A 19,601-nucleotide genomic window follows, 5' to 3' on the forward strand; every position below is an offset into this window, starting at 1 on the left:
AAAAGCAGTAGAAAAATTACGGGTTGAGAAATTCGTAATTCAAAAAACCAGATCGATGGGTGGGTTAAAAATATTGTAACGCCAGAATTTACGGAATTAAATTTGCTGGAATGATGGGGCTTTATGGCGATTTAATTAATAACTTAATCGGAGGTAAGGATGATAAATAAGTGGCGCATTCTTGAAAAAAAAGAGTTGGTTAGAGATCAGTGGTTGCATCTATCGCAACATCGATGTCAGCGTCATGATGGATCGATAATTGACCCGTACTATGTAATAAGTGGCGCAGACTGGGTAAATATTATGCCACTCACAAAGAAAGGGCGAGTATTGCTCATTCGTGAATATCGACACGGGTATGGGGATGTCTTGATCGGACTTCCAGGTGGACTAATTGACAAGGGCGAAACCCCGGATGCCGCGGCAGTCCGGGAGTTACGAGAGGAGACTGGCCTCTTTCCCTTGGCGCCACCACTTTCAACCGGAAAAATGATCGTTAATCCGTCCACTCACACTAATGTGGGATATAGCTTCGTTGCAATTGTCGATGACGCCATGGCAACATCCGCCTCAATTTTTGAGCCGGACATAGAACTGTTTGAAATGGACCTTATTGATTTATTCCGAGCGGTATTGGACGGGTCTTTGATGTTGTCCGGTTACGATGTAGCCTCGATTCTGAGGGGCATTTTTTTTGTTCAAAAAAATGAAGAATCAAATGTGTATTTTTCAGGTATATCAATGGGTAATGCACTAAATATTTTTTAATTTAAATATTCTTAATTTTTTGCGCACGAACTTCTGGAGGGGAAGAGATTGAGGGTGCGCTCCGAGCGCCTCGCCACCATTCACGAAGCCTTCCTGAAAATCGCCTGTTGTATCATTTGTTGGCGTCACCTCAGGAAGTCATTTTGTTAGGCCTTCTTATCGCAAGCGCCAAAAACGATCGATAAATCGGGTCTCCCTTTCCGATTTTCGCTAGGCGATGAGTTTGTGGCCGACAGCAGTCGTGGTTTGGTTTCTGTCGGATCCTGTCATGGAAACAGTTTCCGTGGTGTCGTCGCGCCTGTCATTGTGACGCCGACCTCTCTTTGCGCAACAAGTGCTTCTGAATCTTGCCGCTCGTCGTCTTGGGCAGCGCCTCCACCAGGTAGTAGCGGCGCGGACGCTTGTAGGCGGCCAGGCGGTCGCCGTGCACCAGGAAGTCGTCAAGCACGCCGGCGCTGAGTTCGGCGCCCGGCTTGGCCACCACGTGGGCCGTGACAATGTGGCCCCAGGTCTCGTCGGGCTCGCCGATCACGGCGACTTCCAGCACGGCGGGGTGCTCGATCAGCGCATCCTCGACTTCGCGCGGATACACGTTCTCGGCGCCCGAGTTGATCATGTAGTCGATCCGGTCGCGCACCCACAGGTAGCCGTCTTCGTCCAGGCTGCCCAGGTCGCCGGTGTGGTACCAGCCGTGGGCGAGGGCGCGCGCGTTGGCGTCGGGGCGGTTCAGGTAGCCGGCCATCATGCAGGGGCCGCGCACCAGGATCTCGCCGACTTCGCCGGGTGCGCACGGCTGGGACGGATCGGTGGGCGCGCCGTCGTCGCGCAGGGCCGCCACCACCAGGTCGTGGTTGAGCGACGGCAGGCCGGCCGAGCCGGCGTGGCTGAGCTGTTCATGCGGGTAGAGCACCGACATGCACGGCCCCATCTCGGTGGTGCCGTAGACCTGCACCAGCCCGGCGCCCACAGTGCGGTCCCATTCGCGGATCAGGTGGGGCGCCATCGATGCGCCGCCGTACTCGACCAGCCGCAGCGAGGACACATCGCGGGTGCCGATGTCGGGGTGGTGCAGCATCATGGTGATCATGGTCGGCGCGGCGAAGAAGTGCGTGACCTTTTCCCGCTCCACCAGCTCCCACGCTTCGCCGGCGTCGAAGCGCCGCAGCAGCACCTGCGTGGCGCCCAGGTGCAGGCGCGGCAGGAAGCTGGTGTGCAGCTCGGCCGTGTGGTTGAGCGGCGCGACCGACAAGCCTACGTCCTCGCGTGAGAGCGTCATCACCTGGTGCATCATCGCGTTGTGCGCCAGCTTGCTGCGGTGGGTGTGCAGCACGCCCTTGGGGCGGCCCGTGGTGCCGCTGGTGTACATCAGGATGCAGGGATCGTTCTCGTCCACCGCGATGCCCGGCGCATGGGCCGGCTGCGCGGCGGCCAGCGAGTCCAGCCGGTGCGTGGCGAAGGCCGGCGCGGCATCGGGGTCCGCATAGATCCAGTGCGCGGTGCCCGGCGTCAGTTCGGCCGCCTTCTGCGCCACGGCCGCGCCTTCGGCCTCGAACAGCAGGGCACGCGCCTTGCCATCTTCCAGGATGAAGGCCAGTTCCTGCGCCGCCAGCCGGTAGTTGACGGGATTGAAGATCGCGCCCACCCGGGCCGCCGCCAGCATGGTGAAGACGAAGGCCGGCGTGTTGTAGAGGAAGGCCGCCACCACGTCGCCGTGGCCGATGCCGATGGACAGCAGCGCGTGGGCGTGGCGGTTGACCTCGGCGTCCAGTTCCGCATAGGTCCAGGCGCGGCGGCTGTCGCCCGTGCCGGCGATCAGCGCGGTCTTGCGCGGCAGGTAGCGCGCGGGCCAGGAAAGGGTGTCGCCCAGCGTAAGGACGTGACTCAAGGCAATGCTCCGACGGCGAAGATGGGAGAGGCCGCGGCGGCTCGGCGCCGGCCGGCGAAAACCTTCGAATATAAGTGCGGGGCTGTATTTTGGGAAATAATGAATTAGCTTGTGCATATATGCGGCGGGCGGGGTAAAGCGCCACCGCCGCCGCGACCACTTAGCGCAAGACTGCCGGCGCGCCGGGGGCACAGAATCGAAGCGATTGCCGCCTCCGCGCAGCCTGCGCAGCCCACACGCGACCGACCCCAACCAGACCAGACCTGCCCATGAAAGACACCTGCGAGGACCTGCTCGCCGAATACCGCGAGCTGCATGCCCTGGCCGCCACCCTGACCCCGGCGCAGTGGCGCCAGCCCGGCGCCTTCTACGGCTGGAGCGCCTGGGACGAGATCGCCCACCTGTGCTATTTCGACCAGACCGCGCTGCAGTCCGCCACCGACCCAGCAGCCTTCCTGCGCGGCGCCGAAGTGCTCAATGCCCTGATGGCCGCCGGTGGCCATATCAGCGCGGTGGCGCGCGAGCAGTACGGTCACCTGGACGGCCCGGCGCTGCTGGCGTATTGGCAACCGGTCTACGAACAGCTGGTCGGCACGCTGGCCGCCCTCGACCCCAAGGCGCGCCTGCCCTGGTACGGCCCGCCGATGAGCGCGCGCAGCTTCGCCACGGCGCGGCTGATGGAAACCTGGGCCCACGGACAGGATGTGTGGGATACCGTGGGCCGCATACGCCAGCCCAGCGGGCGGTTGCGCCATATCGCGCATATCGGCGCCACCACCTACGGCTGGACCTTCGTCAACCGTGGCGAGCCGGTGCCGGGGCCGGCGCCTTACGTCGCGCTGACCTCGCCGGACGGCGCCACCTGGACCTGGAACGAGCCGCAGCCGGACAACTTCGTGCGCGGCAGCGCCGAGGATTTCTGCCTGCTGGTCACGCAGCGGCGCCACCTGGACGACACCACGCTGGCCTACAGCCCCGGCCCGGCGCAGATGTGGCTGGCCCAGGCCCAGTGCTTCGCCGGCCCGCCGGCCAACGGCCCGGCCGCCGGCACGCGCGTGGTGCGCGCGGCGCAGGCCGGGTGAACGGCCCCGCCGTAGCGCTGGCCACGCCGGCCGGGGCGCCGCTGGCCATCGGGCAGGGCGCCGGCATCGACGCGGCCCTGCGCGCGCTCAGCGTCGATCCCGGCGAGACCTGCCTGTCCGAGCATGCCTTCGCCAATCTCTACCTGTTCCGGCAGGCGCACGACTACCGCTTCGTGGCGGGCGACTACCCGCATATCAGCGGCGTGACCTATGACGGCGTGCGTCATGTCCTGCCGCTGTTTGCGCTCGAAGGCACACCGCACGCCGTGCTGCGCGCGCTGCTGCGCGGGCACGATTGCTTCTATCCGCTATCCACGGCGCAGGTGGCACGGCTCGATCCGGCCGTGTTCCGCTGGACGGACGAGCGCGCCGACGCCGACTATCTCTACCCGGCAGCGAATTTCACCGCCTACCGCGGCACCACGCTGGCCAAGAAGCGCAACCTGATGAAGCAGTTGCTGGCCGCGCACGCGGTCACCGCGCGCCCGTATCACGCGGGGCTGGCCGAGCAGGCCATGTCCGTCCACCGGCGCTGGATGCAGGCCAGGCACAAGGCCGAAGGCGAGGCCGACGACACGCCATGCCTGGAAGCCCTGCGCCATGCCGGCGTGCTCGGGCTGGAAGGTTTCCTCTACGAAGTGGATGGCCTGCCGGTCGGCTTCGTGCTGGCGCAGGAAATCCGTCCGGCCGTGTTCGCCATGCGCTTCGCCAAGGGGCTCGGTGCTTACAAGGGCATCTACCAGTACATGTTCCACCACTTCTGCGCGGCCTTCGCGCGGCCGGTGGCGTGGCTGAACTTCGAGCAGGACATGGGGCTGGACAACTTCCGCCAGACCAAGCTGTCCTACGCGCCCGGCGCCTTGCTGCCCAAGTGCCGGGTCACATTGCGGGCGGACTGAGCACGCGCCCGCGGCGCGCTCAGCACAGCCAGTTCTCGCAAGACCCCGGCCAGCGCCGCCCCTACCATGGTTTCAAGCCGGCGCGCACCAGCCCCGGACAGTCAATTTCACAAGTCCATGGCCCATATCGAATCCAGAATTTCAGGCGGCAGCGAAGCATTCCAGGCCAACCGCAGCGGCATGCTGGCGCTGCTGGAACGCATCCGTGCCTTCGAGCGCCGTGCCGCCGACACCTCCGCCGCTTCGCGCGAGCGCTTCGAGAAGCGCGGCCAGCTGCTGCCGCGCGAGCGGCTGGCGCTGCTGCTCGACCCGGGCGCGCCGTTCATCGAACTATGCTCGCTGGCCGGTCTCGGCCTGGATAATCCGGACCTCGACAAGAGCGTGCCGGGCGGCGGGCTGATCGCCGGCATCGGCTTTGTCTCGGGCATCCGCTGCGTGATCAGCGCTTCGGACTCGGGCATCAACGCCGGCGCCTTGCAGCCCAAGGGGCTGGACAAGCAACTGCGCGTGCAGGAAATCGCGCTGGAAAACAAGCTGCCCTACGTGCAACTGGTGGAAAGCGCCGGTGCCAACCTGATGACCTACAAGGTCGAAGACTTCATCCGCGGCGGCAACCTGTTCCGCAACCTGGCGCGCCTGTCCGCGGCCGGGCTGCCGGTGGTCACTGTGACGCACGGCTCGTCCACGGCGGGCGGCGCCTACCAGACCGGCCTGTCGGACTACATCATCATGGTGCGCGGCCGCTCGCGCGCCTTCCTGGCCGGCCCGCCGTTGCTGATGGCGGCCACCGGCGAGGTGGCCACCGAGGAAGAACTGGGCGGCGCGGTCATGCACACCACCGTGTCCGGCCTGGGCGACTACCTGGCCGAGGACGACCGCGACGCGCTGCGCATCGCCCGCGAGATCCTCGGCAAGATCGACTGGCAGCACGGACAGAGCGCCGCGCGCGCCTTCAAGCCGCCGCGCTACGACGCCGAGGAACTGCTGGGCCTGATGCCGATGGACCACAAGCGGCCCGTGGACATGAAAGAGGTCATCGCGCGCATTGCCGATGACTCCGACTTCCTCGAGTTCGGCGAGAACTATGGTGGCGCCACCGTGTGCGGCCACGTGCGGATCGAGGGCTGGCCGCTCGGCATCATCACCAACAACGGCCCCATCGACCCGGCCGGCGCCACCAAGGCGACCCACTTCATCCAGGCCTGCTGCCAGTCGCGCACGCCCATCCTCTACCTGAACAACACCACCGGCTTCATTGTGGGCCGCAGCTACGAGGAAGACGGCATCATCAAGCACGGCTCCAAGATGATCCAGGCGGTCAGCAACGCCACCGTGCCGCAGATCACCATCTACTGCGGTGCGTCCTTCGGCGCCGGCAACTACGGCATGTGCGGGCGCGGCTTCCACCCGCGCTTCTGTTTCTCCTGGCCCAACGCCAAGACCGCCGTGATGGGCGGCGAGCAAGCCGCGCGCACCATGGCCATCGTCACCGAGGCCGCCATGAAGCGCAAAGGCGGGGAGATAGACACAGCACAGCTCGAAGCGCTGCAAAAAGGCATCGTCGAACGCTTCGACCGCCAGATGAGCGTGTTCGTCACCAGCGCCCACGTGCTGGACGACGGCGTGATCGACCCACGCAATACGCGCGCCGTGCTGGCCAACGTGCTGGCCATCTGCCGCGAGGGCGACGCCCGCACGCCGCAGCCGATGCAGTTTGCCGTGGCGCGCCCCTGAGCCGCGCGCCAGCAGATCAATCCGGAACAACCGACACCAGCGAGACCAGCGATATGCAACTGACTCCCGAACACGAGGCGCTGCGCGCCACCATCAAGCGCTTTATCGCCGAGCAGGTCAACCCGCACGTGGACGCCTGGGAAGAGGCCGAGACTTTCCCTGCGCATGAAGTCTTCCGCAAGATGGGCGCGCTGGGCCTGCTCGGCTTGTCCAAGCCGGAAGCCGACGGCGGTGCCGGCCTGGACTATTCCTACAGCGCCGTGCTGGCCGAGACCCTGGCCGACATCAACTGCGGCGGCGTGCCGATGGCCATCGGCGTGCAGACCGACATGGCCACCCCCGCGCTGGCCCACCACGGCAACGAGGAACTGCGGCGCGAATTCCTCGCGCCCGCCATCAGCGGCGAGTACGTGGCCTGCCTGGGCGTGTCCGAGGTCGGCAGCGGCTCCGACGTGGCCTCCATCAAGACCACCGCCCGCCGCGACGGCGGCGACTACATCATCAACGGCGGCAAGATGTGGACCACCAACGGCACCCAGGCAGACTTCTGCTGCGTGCTGGCCAACACCTCGGAAGGCGCGCCCCACCGCAACAAGACCCTCATCGTGGTGCCCATGAAGACGCGCGGCGTGTCGGTGGCCAAGAAGATCCGCAAGATCGGCATGGACTCCTCCGACACCGCGCAGCTCTACTTCGACGACGTGCGCGTGCCGCAGCGCTGGCGCATCGGCGAGGAAGGCATGGGCTTCACCTACCAGATGGAGCAGTTCCAGGTGGAGCGCCTTTGGGGCGCGCTGAACACCTGCGGCGTGTGCCAGAAGGCCATCAACCTCACCATCGAATACACCCGCGAGCGCAAGGCCTTCGGCCGCTCGATCCTCGACAACCAGTGGGTGCACTACACGCTGGCCGAGCTGCAGACCGAGGTGGAAGCATTGCACGCGCTGTGCTGGCGCGCCGTGGCAATGATGGTGCGCGGCGAGGATGCCACGCGCCTGGCCACCATGGCCAAGCTCAAGGCCGGCCGTCTGGTGCGCGAGGTATCCGACCGCAGCCTGCAGTTCTGGGGCGGCATGGGCTATGTGCTGGAAAGCCCGGTCTCGCGGATTTTCCGGGACGGGCGGCTGACCTCCATCGGCGGCGGCGCGGACGAAGTCATGCTGCAGATCCTGTGCAAGTTCATGGGCACCTTCCCGCAAGGGAAGTGATCGCTGGCAGGGCAGACCGAACAGAACAACCTCCACACCGGGGCAACATGAAGCAGTCCACGCCATTCCACAAGATCCTGATCGCCAACCGCGGCGAGATCGCCTTGCGCGTGATGCGCAGCGCGGCCGCGCTCGGCTACCGCACGGTGGCGGTCTACTCCAGCGCCGACGCCGGCGCCCGCCACGTGGCCGAGGCCGACCAGGCCGTGCACATCGGCGAGGCCGCGCCGGCGCAATCCTACCTGCGCATCGAAGCCATCATCGACGCCGCGCGACGCACCGGCGCCGACGCCGTGCACCCCGGCTACGGCTTCCTGGCCGAGAACGCCGCCTTCGCGCGCGCCTGCCGCGAGGCCGGGCTGGTCTTTATCGGCCCGTCGGCCGAATCCATCGTGGCCATGGGAAACAAGGCCGGCGCCAAGCGGCTGATGATGGCGGCGGACGTGCCATGCATTCCCGGCTACCAGGGCGAAGACCAGGACGAGGCGCGGCTGTGCGCCGAAGCCGGGCGCATCGGCTTCCCCGTCATGATCAAGGCCACCGCCGGCGGCGGCGGGCGGGGCATGCGGCTGGTGCCGGATGCCAGGTCCTTCCCCGAGCTGCTGCGCAGCGCCCGCTCGGAAGCGCAAGGCGCCTTCGGCGACCCCGAGGTCATCCTCGAGCGCGCCGTGATCGAACCGCGCCATATCGAGATCCAGGTCCTGGCCGACCGCTACGGCAACGCCATCCACCTGGGCGAGCGCGATTGCTCCGTGCAGCGCCGCCACCAGAAACTGATCGAAGAGGCCCCGTCGCCCGCCGTGAGCCCGGAGCTGCGCGCGCGCATGGGCGCCACCGCCGTGGCCGCCGTCAAGGCCATCGGCTACGAAGGCGCCGGCACGCTGGAATTCCTGCTCGACCGCGATGGCAACTACTACTTCATGGAGATGAACACGCGGCTGCAGGTGGAGCATCCGGTCACGGAAGCCATCACCGGGCTGGACCTGGTGGCGCTGCAACTGCGCATCGCCGCCGGCGAGCCGCTGCCGCTGGCGCAGCAAGACGTGCGTTTCACCGGCCACGCCATCGAGGTACGGCTGTGTGCCGAAGACGCGCAGCAGGGCTTCATGCCCCAGAGCGGCACCGTGGCGCTGTGGCAGCCCCCGCCCGCGCTGCGCGTGGAGCATGCGCTGTGCGGCGGCGCGGCCATTCCACCGTACTACGACTCCATGATCGCCAAGCTGGTCAGCCACGGCGCGGACCGCGAAGAAGCCCGCCGCCGGCTGGCGCGCGGGCTGGAAGACCTGGTGGCGCTGGGCGTCACCACCAACCAGGCCTTCCTGGGCCGCTGCCTGGCGCATCCGGCGTTTGCCGCCGGCCAGGCCACCACCGCCTTTATCGGCCAGCACCAGGATGCGCTGCTGCGCCCCGATGCCGCGCAGAACGAGCGGGCAGCCGCGCTGGCGGCGCTGCTGCTGTACGAGACCGCGCCCGGCCGCGCAAGCGGTGTGCCGTCGGCCAGCCTGGCCCCGGCGCTGCCCATCGGCCTGCGCTACCGCGTGGCAGGCACGGAGTACCAGGCCAGCCTGGCGTTCCGGGGCGGCAACCGCTTCGAAGTCGCCTTGGGCCAAGCCCGCTTTGCCTTCGAAACCATCGCCCTCGGCGAGCACACCGTGCGTTTCAGTTGCGACGGCCTGGTAGAAAGCGCGGTCTGCCACCGCGACGGCAACACCTTGCTGCTGCAGTACCAGGGCCAGCCGCTGCGGGTGGAAGACCACACCCGCGCCGCGGCCGAACGTGCCGGCGATGCCGCCGGCGACGGCAAGCTGCGTGCTTCCATGAACGGCCGCGTGGTCAATGTCATGGTGGCCACCGGCGACCGCGTCGAAGCCGGCCAGCCCATGGTCACGCTGGAAGCCATGAAGATGGAGCACATCCACGTCGCCCCGGCCGCCGGCCGCGTCGGCGCCGTGCACGTGCAGATAGGCGACCAGGCCGCCGCCATGCGCGTGATTGCCGAAATCGAGTTCGAGGCCCAGGTCCAGGCCCGGGCCGCCTGAACGCCGCCATCACCAGGAACCCTTACATGAGCGAAGCAGACAACCCGGCCGTCGTCCACGAGAAACGCGGCGCCGCCTTCTGGATCACCATCAACCGCCCCGACAAGCGCAACGCCCTCAACAAGGACGTGATCGCCGGCATCCGCGCCGGCTACCGCGCCGCGCATGCCGACCCGTCGGTGCGCGCCATCGTGCTGACCGGCGCCGGCGACAAGGCCTTCTGCGCCGGCGCCGACCTGCAGCCCGGCAAGGGCTTTGCATTCGACCTGTCGCAACCCAACCTGGACTACGCCGACATGTTGCGCGAAGCCCAGCAAGCCACGCTGCCCAGCATCGCCCGCATCAATGGCACCTGCATGGCCGGCGGCATCGGCCTGCTGTGCATGACCGACATGGCGGTGGCGGCCGACAACGCGCTGTTCGGCCTGCCCGAAGTCAAGGTCGGCGTGTTTCCCATGCAGGTGCTCAGCCTGCTCCAGGCACTGGCGCCGCCGCGCCTGGTGCGCGAATGGTGTATCAGCGGCGAGCCGTTCACCGCCGCCGAGGCCAAGGCTGCCGGCCTGGTCAACCATCTCGCCGCGTCCGCCGAGCTGGACGCCCGCACCGACTGGCTGGTGGCGCGCGTGGCAGACAAGTCGCCCACCGCCATCCGGCGCGGCAAGTACGCCATGCAGGCCATGGCGTCGATGAGCTTTAGCGAAGGCATTGCCTACACCGAAAGCCAGATCGCGCTGCTGGCGATGACCGAAGACGCGCGCGAGGGGCTGGCTGCCTTCAACGAGAAGCGCAAGCCGGTCTGGACGGGCAAATGATGACACCGGCGCCAGCCGGCAACTTGTGAGACAGGGGAATCGCGTATGGGAAACGCCGTAGCGGGACAAGCCATGTCGGTAAAACCATCCTCGGCGGCCGGCGACAGCGCCGGCCTGCTGGCCCTGGGCATGGCCCAATGGCTGTGCCGCCGCGCCGCCCGCGGGCCGCAGCGGCCCGCGCTCACCGGCGCCGGCCAGACCTGGAGCTATGGCGAGCTGGTGATCAAGGCCGGGCAGATGGCCGCCGTACTGGCCGCCGGCGGCGTGCGCCCGGGCCAGCGCGTGGGCTACCTGGGGCTGAACGATCCGCTGTTCCTGGTCACGCAGTTCGCCTGCGGCTGGCTCGGCGCCATCTTCGTGCCGCTCAATTTCCGGCTCACCGGGCCGGAACTGGCCTTCATCCTCAACGATGCCGGTGTCCACACCCTGTTCGCCGACGAAGATTATGCCGGCCTGATCGACGAAATCCGCCCCAGGCTGGAATGCCAGCGCTACCTGCGGCGCGGCCCGGCACCCGGCTGGGAAGGGCTGGACGCCCTCATGGCGCGGGCCGCCGCGGCGCCCCCGCTGGCCGCCACCCACCCGGACGACGTGGCCGCCATCATGTACACATCCGGCACCACCGGCCACCCCAAGGGCGCCATGCTCACGCACGGCAACTTCTGGTCCAACAACCTCAACGTCATGATGATGAGCGACATCGCCAGCACCGATGTCGCGCTCAACTTCGCCCCGTTGTTCCATGTCGGCGGCATGTGCTGCGTGACCTTGCCGATCCTGATGGCCGGCGGCCACCTGGTCCTGCAACGCAGCTTCGACCCCGGCAGCGTGATGCAGGCCGTGGCCGAGCACCGCGTGACGCTCAGCTTCGCGGTGCCTGCCATGCTGCTGTTCGTCAGCCAGCACCCGGACTTCGAGCGGGCCGATCTCTCCAGCCTGCGCAGTATTTCGGTAGGCGGCGCCCCCATGCCCGAGCCCCTGCTGCGCCTGTTCTCCGCGCGCGGCATCCCCGTCAACCAGGGCTACGGCCTGACCGAGACCGCTGCCGCCACCACCTTTCTCGCGCCCGAGCGCGCGCGCGACAAGCTGGGCTCGTGCGGCACCCCGGCCATCCTCACCGAAGTCTGCATCCGCGACTTCGACGGCAGGTCCGTCACGCAGCCTCACCAGCGCGGCGAAGTCTGCGCGCGCGGCGGCAACATCATGAAAGGCTACTGGAACCGCCCCGACGCCACCGCCGGCGCCTTCTACGACGGCGGCTGGTTCCGCACCGGCGACATCGGCTACGCAGATGAGGAAGGCTTCTACTACATCTGCGACCGCCTCAAGGACATGGTCATCAGCGGCGGCGAGAATGTCTACCCGGCCGAAGTGGAAAGCGTGCTGTACGAACACCCGGCCATCGCCGAAGTCGCTGTGATCGGCGCGCCCGACCCGCGCTGGGGCGAGCATGTGGTGGCCGTGGTGGCGCTCAAGCCCGGGCTCAGCCTGACGCTCGAAGCGCTACAAGACTTTGCCGAACCCCGGCTGGCGCGGTACAAGCTGCCGCGTGAACTGCGCGTGGTGGGGGCGTTGCCGCGCAATCCAACCGGCAAGGTGCTCAAGATGCGGCTGCGGGAGCAGGGCGCCGGCCAGGACTCAGGGCAGACTGCCTAGCCAGAACAAGGCGCCGTTCGGCGCCGTGGAAGCATCCCGGCGGGGCGTTCGAGGTGGCGCTGGTGCTGGAGTGGCGCCGAGCCGGGGGTCGGTGCCCGGTGGCGCGCTGGCCCGGCTCAGGTGATCGCCCCGGGGGTCGCCCCTCAGGTAATCGCACCCAGCTGCCAGGGTACGAACTCGTTCTGCCCGTACCCATGCAGCTCGCTGCGCGAGCGTTTGCCCGAAGCGGTATCCAGCATCAGCCGGAACAGCTCCGCGCCCAGCCCGGCAATGGTGGCGCTGCCGTCCAGTACCGCGCCGCAGTTGAGGTCCATGTCGTCGGACTGGCGTTGCCACAGGGCGGTGTTGGTGGCGAGCTTCACCGACGGCGAGGGCGCGCAGCCGTAGGCCGAGCCGCGGCCGGTGGTGAAGCAGATCAGGTTGGCGCCGCCGGCCACCTGCCCGGTGGCGGAGATGGGGTCGTAGCCGGGCGTGTCCATGAAGACCAGCCCGCGTGCCCGCACCGGTTGCGCGTACTCGTACACTTCGGCGAGATTGGTGGAGCCGCCCTTGGCGATGCCGCCCAGCGACTTTTCCAGCACGGTGGTCAGGCCGCCCGCCTTGTTGCCGGCGGAAGGGTTGTTGTCCATGCTGGCGCCGTGGCGCTCGCAATAGGCTTCCCACCAGCGGATGCGCGCCACCAGCTTCTGGCCGATCTCCGGCGTTTGCGCGCGCCGCGTCAACAGGTGCTCGGCGCCATAGATCTCCGGCGTCTCCGACAGGATGGCGGTGCCGCCGTGACGCACCAGCAGGTCCACCGCCGCGCCCAGCACCGGATTGGCCGAGATGCCGGAGTAGCCATCCGAGCCGCCGCACTGCAGCCCCACCACCAGATGGCTCGCGGGTACCGGCTGGCGTTCCACGGCATTGGCCGCGGGCAGCATCGCCTTGATCAGTTCGATCCCGTGGGCAATGGTCTTGGTGGTGCCGCCGGTGTCCTGGATGGTGAAGGTCTGCAGGCGCGCGCTGTGGGTGAGTCCCTGCGTGGCCAGCAGCGCGGAGATCTGGTTGGTCTCGCAGCCCAGGCCGATCACCAGTACGCTGGCAAAGTTCGGGTGGCAGGCATAGCCGCCGAGCGTGCGCTGCAATACCGCCAGCCCTTCGCCCTGCGGATCCACGGCGCAGCCCACGCCATGCGTGAGCGCGACCACGCCATCCACATTGGGATAGTCCGCCAGCGCCTCCGCATGGATATCGCGCCGGAAGCGATCCGCGATGGCGCGTGCCACGGTGGCCGAGCAATTCACCGAGGTCAGGATGCCGATGTAGTTGCGCGTGGCCACGCTGCCGTCGGCGCGCACGATGCCGTCGAAGGTGGCGGGAACCGCTTCGGCCTGCACCGTGCGGGCCTCGGCGCTGTAGGCATAGTCCCGCGTGAAATCGCCCATCGCCAGGTTATGCGTGTGCACGTGCTGGCCGGCGCGGATGTCCTGGCTCGCAAAGCCGATGATCTGGCCGTAGCGGCGCACGGCCTCGCCGCTCGCGATGGCGCGCGTGGCGATCTTGTGGCCGGGCGGGATCAGGCCGATCACGGTCACGCCTTCTTCCGCGACCGTGGTGCCGGCGACCATCTGGTCACGCGCGATGACGACATCGTCATCGGCATGCAGCCGGATGGTGCGCGACGTGCGCGGAACTTCGGCGGGGGCTGCTGCAAGGGTGTCTGTGCTCATGGAATGGCTACTCGCGGTTGGATTGCGCGCCAGGGTGACCTGCGCCGTGGTTGCGTCTCTTACTTGAGCATCTCTTCAGGCAGCGCGATGCCGAAATACTGCTTGTAGATCGTGTTGATCTTGCCGTTCTTCAGGTTGGTCTTGACCCAGGTGTCGAGCCAGCCCTTGAGCGCGGTGTCGCCCTTGCGCACGCCGATGGCATACGGATAGGCCTTCATCACGAACTTGATTTCCAGGTCGCGCGTGGGGTTGCTCTTCTTGACCACCGGAATCACGCTGATGGCCGCGGCAAGGTAGTCCTGCTGGCCGGTGGATACCGCGGTGTTGGTGGTGGCGTCGTCTTCGTAGCGCACGATGTTCACGCCGCTGATTTCCTTGGCGCCGCGGGTCAGTTCCTGGTCGGCCGTGGTGCCGCGCGTGACCGCGATGGTCTTGCCGGACAGCTCGGGGAACGATTTCAGCTTGGCTTGCGCCGGGCCGCCCACCACCACCGGCACCACGCCGTAGGGTTCGGAGAAGTCGATGACCTTCTTGCGCTCGTCCGTTACCGAGAACGAGGCCAGCACCACGTCGGCCTTCTTGGTCAGCAGGTAGGGCACGCGGTTGGGGCCGGTCACGGGCACGATCTCCAGTTCCACGCCGAGGTCCTTGGCCAGCAGGCGGGCCGTGTCCACGTCCGAGCCGCTTTGCTTGGCCTGGCTGTCGAGCATGCCGTAGGGCGGGGCGCCGATATCCACGGCAACCAGGATCTTCTTGCGTTGCTTGATGGTGTCGAGCGTATCGGACCAGGCGCTGGCCGATGCGCCCGCGAGCAGCAGGGCGGCGAACGAGCCGAGAAGGCGGCGGTTGATGTGCATGGGGTGTCTCCGTGTGGTTTTCGTTGAAAGGCTCGGGCTCTGCGAAGCGGGAATCAGAGGCCGTTGCCGACAAACTGCTTGAGTTCCGGCGTGGCGGGCTGGTCCAGCAGCTTGCCGCTGCCGCCTTCCCAGACGATGCCCTGGTGCATGAACATGATCTGGTCTGCCACCGACCGTGCGAAGGCCATCTCGTGCGTGACCAGCACCATGGTCATGCCGTCTTGCGCCAGGCGCTCGATCACCTTGAGCACCTCGCCGGTGAGTTCAGGGTCCAGCGCCGAGGTGACTTCGTCGAACAGCATCAGGCGCGGCTGCATCGCCAGCGAACGGGCAATCGCCACGCGCTGCTGCTGTCCGCCGGACAGTTGCTCCGGGTAGTAGCTGGCGCGCTCTTCCATGCCCACTTGCTTGAGCACGTGCATGGCCAGTTCGCGCGCTTCTTTCTTGCCCACGCCCTTGACCTTGCGCGGCGCCAGCATGACGTTCTCTTCCACGGTGAGATGCGGGAACAGGTTGTAGCTCTGGAAGACGATGCCGACTTCCTTGCGCAGCTCGCCCAGCGGCACATCGCCGTCGTGCATGGCGTGCCCGCATACATGCAGCGCGCCACCGCTCACGCGCTCCAGCCCGTTGATGCAGCGCAGGGCAGTGCTCTTGCCCGAACCGCTGCGGCCGATCAGCGCCACCACCTCCCCGGCGCGCACCGAGAAACTTACGCCCTTGAGGATCTCCACCTGCCCGAAGGATTTGCTCACCTTGTCGAAGCGGACGATATCTTCCATGCTTGTCTCCATGATTTCTTTGGTCCTCGCAGGCTCACACCCGCTTGAAGCGGCGCTCCAGCCGGTACGACAGCGACGACAGCGGATAGCAGATGGCGAAGTAGAGGGCGGCCGCGATCGAGAACACCACGAAGGGCTCGAAGGTGGAGTTGTTCACCACCCGTGCCGAGTAGGTCAGGTCGAAGAAGCCGATCACCACCGCGTACGAAGAGTTCTTCACGATCTGCACCAGGAAGCCCACCGTCGGTGCCACCGCGATGCGCGCGGCCTGCGGCAGGATCACGTACACCACGCGTTGCAGCGGCGTGAGCGCCAGGCACTCGGCGGCTTCCCACTGGGTGCGTGGCACGGCCTGGATGCAGCCCTTCCAGATCTCGGCCAGGTAGGCGCTGGAATATGCCGTCATGGCGATGCCGGCGGCCACCAGCGCGGGCAGGTCAAAGCCGCCCACGCTGATGCCGAAGTACACCACGAACATGATCACCGGCAGCGGCACGCCCTGCACGAGCTGCACGAAGGCACCCGTCACGGTGCGCAGCACGCGCCCGCCGCGGCTGCGCGCGAGAGCCAGCGGCAGGCCGACCAGCGCGCCACCGAAAAAGCCCATGGCGGACAGCAGCAAGGTCCAGCCCGCGCCGCGCAGGATGAACAAGACTTGATCCAGGGAAAGGCTGGACATGATGCTTGGCTCCGCGTCGAAAGTAGAAGGGGAAGAAGGAAGAGGGAAGGGGGAAGGGGAGGATCAGAGCGGTGTCTTCAGGCGCCGGCGGCGCGTGAAGGCCACGGCGCCCACGCCGGCCATCGACAGCCGCAGCAGCCACGACAGCGCCAGGTACACCACCGCGATGACGATGTAGATCTCGAAGCCGCGGAAGGTCTCCGACTGGATGCGATAGCCCGCCGCGGTGAGCTCTTCGGCCGAGATCTGCGACATGATCGAGGTAGCCAGCATCATCAGCACGAACTGGCTGATCAGCGCCGGGTACATGCGCTCCACCGCCTGCGGCAGTACCACCAGGCGCATCATCTGCCAGCGCGATAGCCCCAGGCACGAGGCCGCCTCCAGCTGCCCGCGCGGTACCGACTCGATCCCCGCGCGCACGATCTCCGTGGTGTAGGCCGACACATTGACCACCAGCGCCAGGACCGCCGCCACCATGGCCGGCACGCGCACATGCACCGCCGCCAGCCCGAAGAACAGCCAGAAGGCCTGGATCACCAGCGGCGTATTGCGAATCACATCCACATAGGCCGTCACGCAGCGGCGCGCCCAGGCCGGGCCCTCGGTGCGCACCACCGCCAGCGCCGTCCCCAGCACAAAGCCGAACACGATGGTGGCGACCGACATGCGCAAGGTCAGCCAGACCCCGTCGAGCAGGTCGCGCCAGTTGGCGGACAGGAAGCTGAAATCGAACTGGTAGTCCATCGGGGATGCGCTCTTTTGTTGGTGACGCCGGTTTGCCCGGCGCCCTGTCTCTCGTTCTTTGCGGGTTCGGATCCGCGTTGGCGATCCGGCATGGGTCCCAATATATGACGATTGCCGGCAATGGTCAATATTCGGGCTTACCCGTGTATCATCTCTCCGTGTGCAGCCTGATACTGGGCGCCAGCCAGATAGCCGATACTTATGCCTGGCGCACAGGCAGTGCTCATGCAGGTGTTCTTGCAGGTGCTCATGCAGGTGTTCTTGCGGACATGAGCGCGCCGAACCATCCATACCAGCTACAGAACCGGAGACAACGTGCCGAGTCCATCGACGGCAACGCGCCAAGACAAACGCGCCGCCCCCTTCGCGCCCACGCAGGACACCGAGGACGGGTTTAGGCATGCGCCGATCTATGCCGTCATGGTCGAACTGCTGCGCAAGGCCATCGTGGAGGGGACGCTGGCGCAAGGCACCGTGTTGCTCGAAGGACACCTCGCGGAGATACTGCGCTCCACGCGCTCGCCGGTGCGCCAGGCGCTGCGCGAGCTGGAGGCCGACGGGCTGGTCAGTCGTTTCGAAGGCCGCGGCTTCGTGGCCGGGCCCGCCGGCACGGCACCCCGGCGCATCGCCCTGGACCCGGCGATGCTGGGCGTGGAGAGCGCGCCCGATGTCGCGCGCAAGACGCTGGGCTGGGAACTGATCTACGACGAGGTGGAGCGCGACCTGGTGCACCTCTCGGTGTTTGGCCGCTACCGCGTCAACGAAGTGGAGCTGGCCCGCCATTTCAACGTCGGCCGGACCGTGGTGCGCGACGTGCTGCTGCGCCTGGAAAGCCTGGGCATCCTGGAAAAGGACGAACGCCTGCGCTGGGTCATCACCCCGCTGGACGCGCAGCGCATCCACGATCTCTACGAACTGCGCTCGCTGGTGGAGCCCGCCGCGCTGCGCGGGGCCATCGGGCATGCCGACAATGCCGAGATCCAGGCCATGATCGCGGAGCTGAACAAGGTGCAGCGCGTCTACCCGCAGGTCAACCGCACCGCCATGGACAAGCTCGAGCACGACCTGCACGTGCAGCTACTGTCCCAGTGCCCCAACAAGGAACTGCTGAGCAGCCTACAGCGCACGCGCTGCATTCTCACGCTGAGCAAGCACGTGCTGGGCGTAGCCATGCCGATGCCGGACGCCGACCCGTTCATGTCCGAGCACATCGCCGTGCTGCAGGCCGCTGCCGACGGCGCGCCGCAGAAAGCGGCCGATCTGTTGCGCGAGCACCTGGAACTGTCCTGCGACAAGGTGACCCGGCGCGCGGCACTGGTACGGGAGACCTTCCCGCTGCCCAAGGTCTCGTATATCGCGTGAGGCAGCAAGCGGCCGTGCCTCACGCTATCTGCTGAGTGGCGGCGGAGCCTTACCCGATGATCTCGAACTCGCCGAAGCCGGCCTCGTTGAGCGTCAGCCCCAGGCCCGGCAGGTTGTCGTCGAGCTGCAGGTAGCCCCTGTCGGGAGCGGGTTCGCCCTTGAAGATGTAGTAGAACAGCTCGTTGCCGACTTCCACGTCGTGCACCGGGAAGAATTCCGCCATCGGCGAAGCGGTCGAGGCCATGGTCAGGTGGTAGTTGTGCATCTGCCCGGCATGCGGGATGACCGGCACCGACCACGCCTCGGCCATGGCGTTGATTTTCTGTGCCGCCGTGATGCCGCCCACGCGGTTGGTGTCGTACTGGATCACGTCCACCGCGCGGCGTTCCAGCAGGTCCTTGAAGCCGTACGAGGTGAACTCGTGCTCGCCGCCGGAGATGGGGAAGGGGCTCATTTTCTTCAGCTCGGCGTAGCCTTCGATGTCGTCGGCGATGACCGGCTCCTCCAGCCAGCGCGGGTTGAACTCGGCCAGGCGCGGCAGCATGCGGCGCGCGTACTCGAGCGTCCAGCCCATGTAGCACTCCAGCATGATGTCAACCTTGTCGCCCACCAGTTCGCGCAGCAGGCGCACTTGCTCCAGGTTCTTCTGCATGCCGGCGGCGCCATCCTTGGGGCCGTAGCCGAAGCGCATCTTCATGGCCGTGAAGCCCTGGTCCAGGTAGCGCTGCGCCTCGCCGAGGAAGGCGTCGCGGTCATCGTTGTTGTAGAGCTTGGAGGCGTAGCACCAGATGGCTTCCTTGGTGCGCCCGCCCAGCAGCTTGAACACAGGCTTGCCGACCGCCTTGCCCATCAGGTCCCACAGCGCGATGTCCACCGCCGAGATCGCCGCCATGCCGATACCCTTGCGGCCCCACGCGTGCGTGCGCCGGTACATCTTCTGCCACAGGTATTCGTTGTCGAACGGATCCTGGCCAATCACGATGGGCGCCAGGTACTGGTCCACGATCTGCTTGGCCACGCGCGGCGCGAGTGCGCAGTTGCCGATGCCAACCAGTCCGGTATCGGTCTCCACCTCCACCACCAGCCAGCCGTGGAAGCGGAACGAGCCCATCGCATCGCCGCGCTCGAACAGGATGTCGGTGGCATTGGTGCAGAAGTGCGCCTGCGGCGGCACGGTCTTGCCCTTCCATTCGAAGACGCGGGCGCGGACATTGGTGATCTTCATGATGTGGCTCCTTCTTTGGTGCTGATGGGTTCGGGTTCAGGTTCAGGTTCAGGCTTCAGGTTCAGGCTCCGGCCGCGGATCCGGATGCGCGGGGTCCGCTCCTGACAGGTACACGCGCACGCATCCCCGGCCGGATCGAGGGCCGTCTTTGTCA

At 66.7% G+C, this 19,601-nt stretch carries 16 protein-coding genes and 1 pseudogene; 10 read left to right on the forward strand and 7 right to left on the reverse strand.

The features are described 5' to 3' along the window. The first annotated feature begins 159 nt into the window (after nucleotides 1-159). Entirely contained in the window at nucleotides 160-768 is a 609-nt protein-coding gene (locus tag AC1DK4_RS24685) for an NUDIX hydrolase (RefSeq protein ID WP_441615320.1), read from the forward strand. Between the two features lie 42 nt (nucleotides 769-810). Further along, a pseudogene (locus AC1DK4_RS24690) lies at nucleotides 811-918 on the forward strand (IS5/IS1182 family transposase); the annotation flags it as partial. A 151-nt stretch (nucleotides 919-1,069) separates the two neighbouring features. On the opposite strand, the gene AC1DK4_RS24695 reads toward AC1DK4_RS24690, so the two are convergent. After that, the gene (locus tag AC1DK4_RS24695) at nucleotides 1,070-2,653 is read right to left on the reverse strand and encodes a fatty acid--CoA ligase (RefSeq protein WP_441615322.1); all 1,584 of its coding nucleotides are present in this window, start codon (nucleotides 2,651-2,653) and stop codon (nucleotides 1,070-1,072) included. A 269-nt stretch (nucleotides 2,654-2,922) separates the two neighbouring features. Here AC1DK4_RS24695 and AC1DK4_RS24700 point away from each other — a divergent pair, with 269 nt between their 5' ends. From AC1DK4_RS24700 to AC1DK4_RS24730, 7 genes are all read left to right on the forward strand, one after another. Continuing rightward, a complete protein-coding gene (locus AC1DK4_RS24700) occupies nucleotides 2,923-3,735 on the forward strand; it encodes a TIGR03084 family metal-binding protein (protein WP_441615323.1) in 813 nt (270 codons plus the stop codon). Further along, nucleotides 3,732-4,634, forward strand: coding sequence for a phosphatidylglycerol lysyltransferase domain-containing protein (locus AC1DK4_RS24705; protein WP_441615325.1), 903 nt, complete (start codon nucleotides 3,732-3,734; stop codon nucleotides 4,632-4,634). Before AC1DK4_RS24700 ends, AC1DK4_RS24705 begins: the two co-directional genes overlap by 4 nt. A gap of 117 nt (nucleotides 4,635-4,751) precedes the next feature. Next, nucleotides 4,752-6,368, forward strand: coding sequence for an acyl-CoA carboxylase subunit beta (locus AC1DK4_RS24710; protein ID WP_441615327.1), 1,617 nt, complete (start codon nucleotides 4,752-4,754; stop codon nucleotides 6,366-6,368). Nucleotides 6,369-6,421: 53 nt separating this feature from the next. Then, the gene (locus AC1DK4_RS24715; RefSeq protein WP_441615329.1) at nucleotides 6,422-7,576 is read left to right on the forward strand and encodes an acyl-CoA dehydrogenase family protein; all 1,155 of its coding nucleotides are present in this window, start codon (nucleotides 6,422-6,424) and stop codon (nucleotides 7,574-7,576) included. Nucleotides 7,577-7,623: 47 nt separating this feature from the next. Further along, nucleotides 7,624-9,615 (forward strand): acetyl/propionyl/methylcrotonyl-CoA carboxylase subunit alpha, encoded by a 1,992-nt coding sequence (locus AC1DK4_RS24720; protein ID WP_441615330.1) that lies wholly within the window; start codon nucleotides 7,624-7,626, stop codon nucleotides 9,613-9,615. Between the two features lie 26 nt (nucleotides 9,616-9,641). Then, nucleotides 9,642-10,427: an enoyl-CoA hydratase/isomerase family protein gene (locus tag AC1DK4_RS24725; RefSeq protein ID WP_441615332.1), complete on the forward strand. Its 786-nt coding sequence runs from the start codon at nucleotides 9,642-9,644 to the stop codon at nucleotides 10,425-10,427. A 72-nt stretch (nucleotides 10,428-10,499) separates the two neighbouring features. Continuing rightward, nucleotides 10,500-12,083, forward strand: a complete 1,584-nt coding sequence (locus AC1DK4_RS24730; RefSeq protein ID WP_441650008.1) for an acyl-CoA synthetase — start codon at nucleotides 10,500-10,502, stop codon at nucleotides 12,081-12,083. Nucleotides 12,084-12,226: 143 nt separating this feature from the next. Here AC1DK4_RS24730 and AC1DK4_RS24735 read toward each other — a convergent pair whose 3' ends face one another. The 5 genes from AC1DK4_RS24735 to AC1DK4_RS24755 all read right to left on the reverse strand — a co-directional run bounded on the left by AC1DK4_RS24735 (nucleotide 12,227) and on the right by AC1DK4_RS24755 (nucleotide 16,860). Next, complete coding sequence (locus AC1DK4_RS24735; RefSeq protein WP_441615336.1) at nucleotides 12,227-13,795, reverse strand: UxaA family hydrolase; 1,569 nt, start codon at nucleotides 13,793-13,795, stop codon at nucleotides 12,227-12,229. A gap of 59 nt (nucleotides 13,796-13,854) precedes the next feature. Beyond that, nucleotides 13,855-14,652 carry a transporter substrate-binding domain-containing protein gene (locus tag AC1DK4_RS24740; protein ID WP_441615338.1) on the reverse strand — a complete coding sequence of 266 codons (798 nt, stop codon included), beginning with the start codon at nucleotides 14,650-14,652 and terminating at the stop codon, nucleotides 13,855-13,857. A 53-nt stretch (nucleotides 14,653-14,705) separates the two neighbouring features. After that, nucleotides 14,706-15,434 carry an amino acid ABC transporter ATP-binding protein gene (locus tag AC1DK4_RS24745; RefSeq protein ID WP_441615340.1) on the reverse strand — a complete coding sequence of 243 codons (729 nt, stop codon included), beginning with the start codon at nucleotides 15,432-15,434 and terminating at the stop codon, nucleotides 14,706-14,708. Nucleotides 15,435-15,468: 34 nt separating this feature from the next. After that, entirely contained in the window at nucleotides 15,469-16,113 is a 645-nt protein-coding gene (locus AC1DK4_RS24750) for an amino acid ABC transporter permease (protein ID WP_441615341.1), read from the reverse strand. A gap of 63 nt (nucleotides 16,114-16,176) precedes the next feature. Next, complete coding sequence (locus AC1DK4_RS24755) at nucleotides 16,177-16,860, reverse strand: amino acid ABC transporter permease (protein ID WP_441615343.1); 684 nt, start codon at nucleotides 16,858-16,860, stop codon at nucleotides 16,177-16,179. A gap of 315 nt (nucleotides 16,861-17,175) precedes the next feature. On the opposite strand from AC1DK4_RS24755, the gene AC1DK4_RS24760 reads away from it, so the two are divergent. Then, entirely contained in the window at nucleotides 17,176-18,222 is a 1,047-nt protein-coding gene (locus tag AC1DK4_RS24760; protein WP_441615344.1) for a GntR family transcriptional regulator, read from the forward strand. Nucleotides 18,223-18,271: 49 nt separating this feature from the next. Here the strand turns inward: AC1DK4_RS24760 and AC1DK4_RS24765 are convergent, their stop codons facing one another. Further along, nucleotides 18,272-19,447: an L-rhamnonate dehydratase gene (locus AC1DK4_RS24765; protein WP_441615346.1), complete on the reverse strand. Its 1,176-nt coding sequence runs from the start codon at nucleotides 19,445-19,447 to the stop codon at nucleotides 18,272-18,274. Between the last annotated feature and the right edge of the window lie 154 nt (nucleotides 19,448-19,601).

It is taken from the genome of Cupriavidus sp. 05N38 (assembly GCF_056397345.1).

Excerpts from the sequence above, each read along its gene's own strand:
- AC1DK4_RS24685 (WP_441615320.1), top strand. The coding sequence starts at position 160 with ATGATAAATAAGTGGCGCATTCTTGAAAAAAAAGAGTTGGTTAGAGAT.
- AC1DK4_RS24700 (WP_441615323.1), top strand. The coding sequence starts at position 2,923 with ATGAAAGACACCTGCGAGGACCTGCTCGCCGAATACCGCGAGCTGCAT.
- AC1DK4_RS24710 (WP_441615327.1), top strand. The coding sequence starts at position 4,752 with ATGGCCCATATCGAATCCAGAATTTCAGGCGGCAGCGAAGCATTCCAG.
- AC1DK4_RS24715 (WP_441615329.1), top strand. The coding sequence starts at position 6,422 with ATGCAACTGACTCCCGAACACGAGGCGCTGCGCGCCACCATCAAGCGC.
- AC1DK4_RS24720 (WP_441615330.1), top strand. The coding sequence starts at position 7,624 with ATGAAGCAGTCCACGCCATTCCACAAGATCCTGATCGCCAACCGCGGC.
- AC1DK4_RS24725 (WP_441615332.1), top strand. The coding sequence starts at position 9,642 with ATGAGCGAAGCAGACAACCCGGCCGTCGTCCACGAGAAACGCGGCGCC.
- AC1DK4_RS24730 (WP_441650008.1), top strand. The coding sequence starts at position 10,500 with ATGTCGGTAAAACCATCCTCGGCGGCCGGCGACAGCGCCGGCCTGCTG.
- AC1DK4_RS24735 (WP_441615336.1), bottom strand. The coding sequence starts at position 13,795 with ATGAGCACAGACACCCTTGCAGCAGCCCCCGCCGAAGTTCCGCGCACG.
- AC1DK4_RS24740 (WP_441615338.1), bottom strand. The coding sequence starts at position 14,652 with ATGCACATCAACCGCCGCCTTCTCGGCTCGTTCGCCGCCCTGCTGCTC.
- AC1DK4_RS24745 (WP_441615340.1), bottom strand. The coding sequence starts at position 15,434 with ATGGAAGATATCGTCCGCTTCGACAAGGTGAGCAAATCCTTCGGGCAG.
- AC1DK4_RS24750 (WP_441615341.1), bottom strand. The coding sequence starts at position 16,113 with ATGTCCAGCCTTTCCCTGGATCAAGTCTTGTTCATCCTGCGCGGCGCG.
- AC1DK4_RS24755 (WP_441615343.1), bottom strand. The coding sequence starts at position 16,860 with ATGGACTACCAGTTCGATTTCAGCTTCCTGTCCGCCAACTGGCGCGAC.
- AC1DK4_RS24765 (WP_441615346.1), bottom strand. The coding sequence starts at position 19,447 with ATGAAGATCACCAATGTCCGCGCCCGCGTCTTCGAATGGAAGGGCAAG.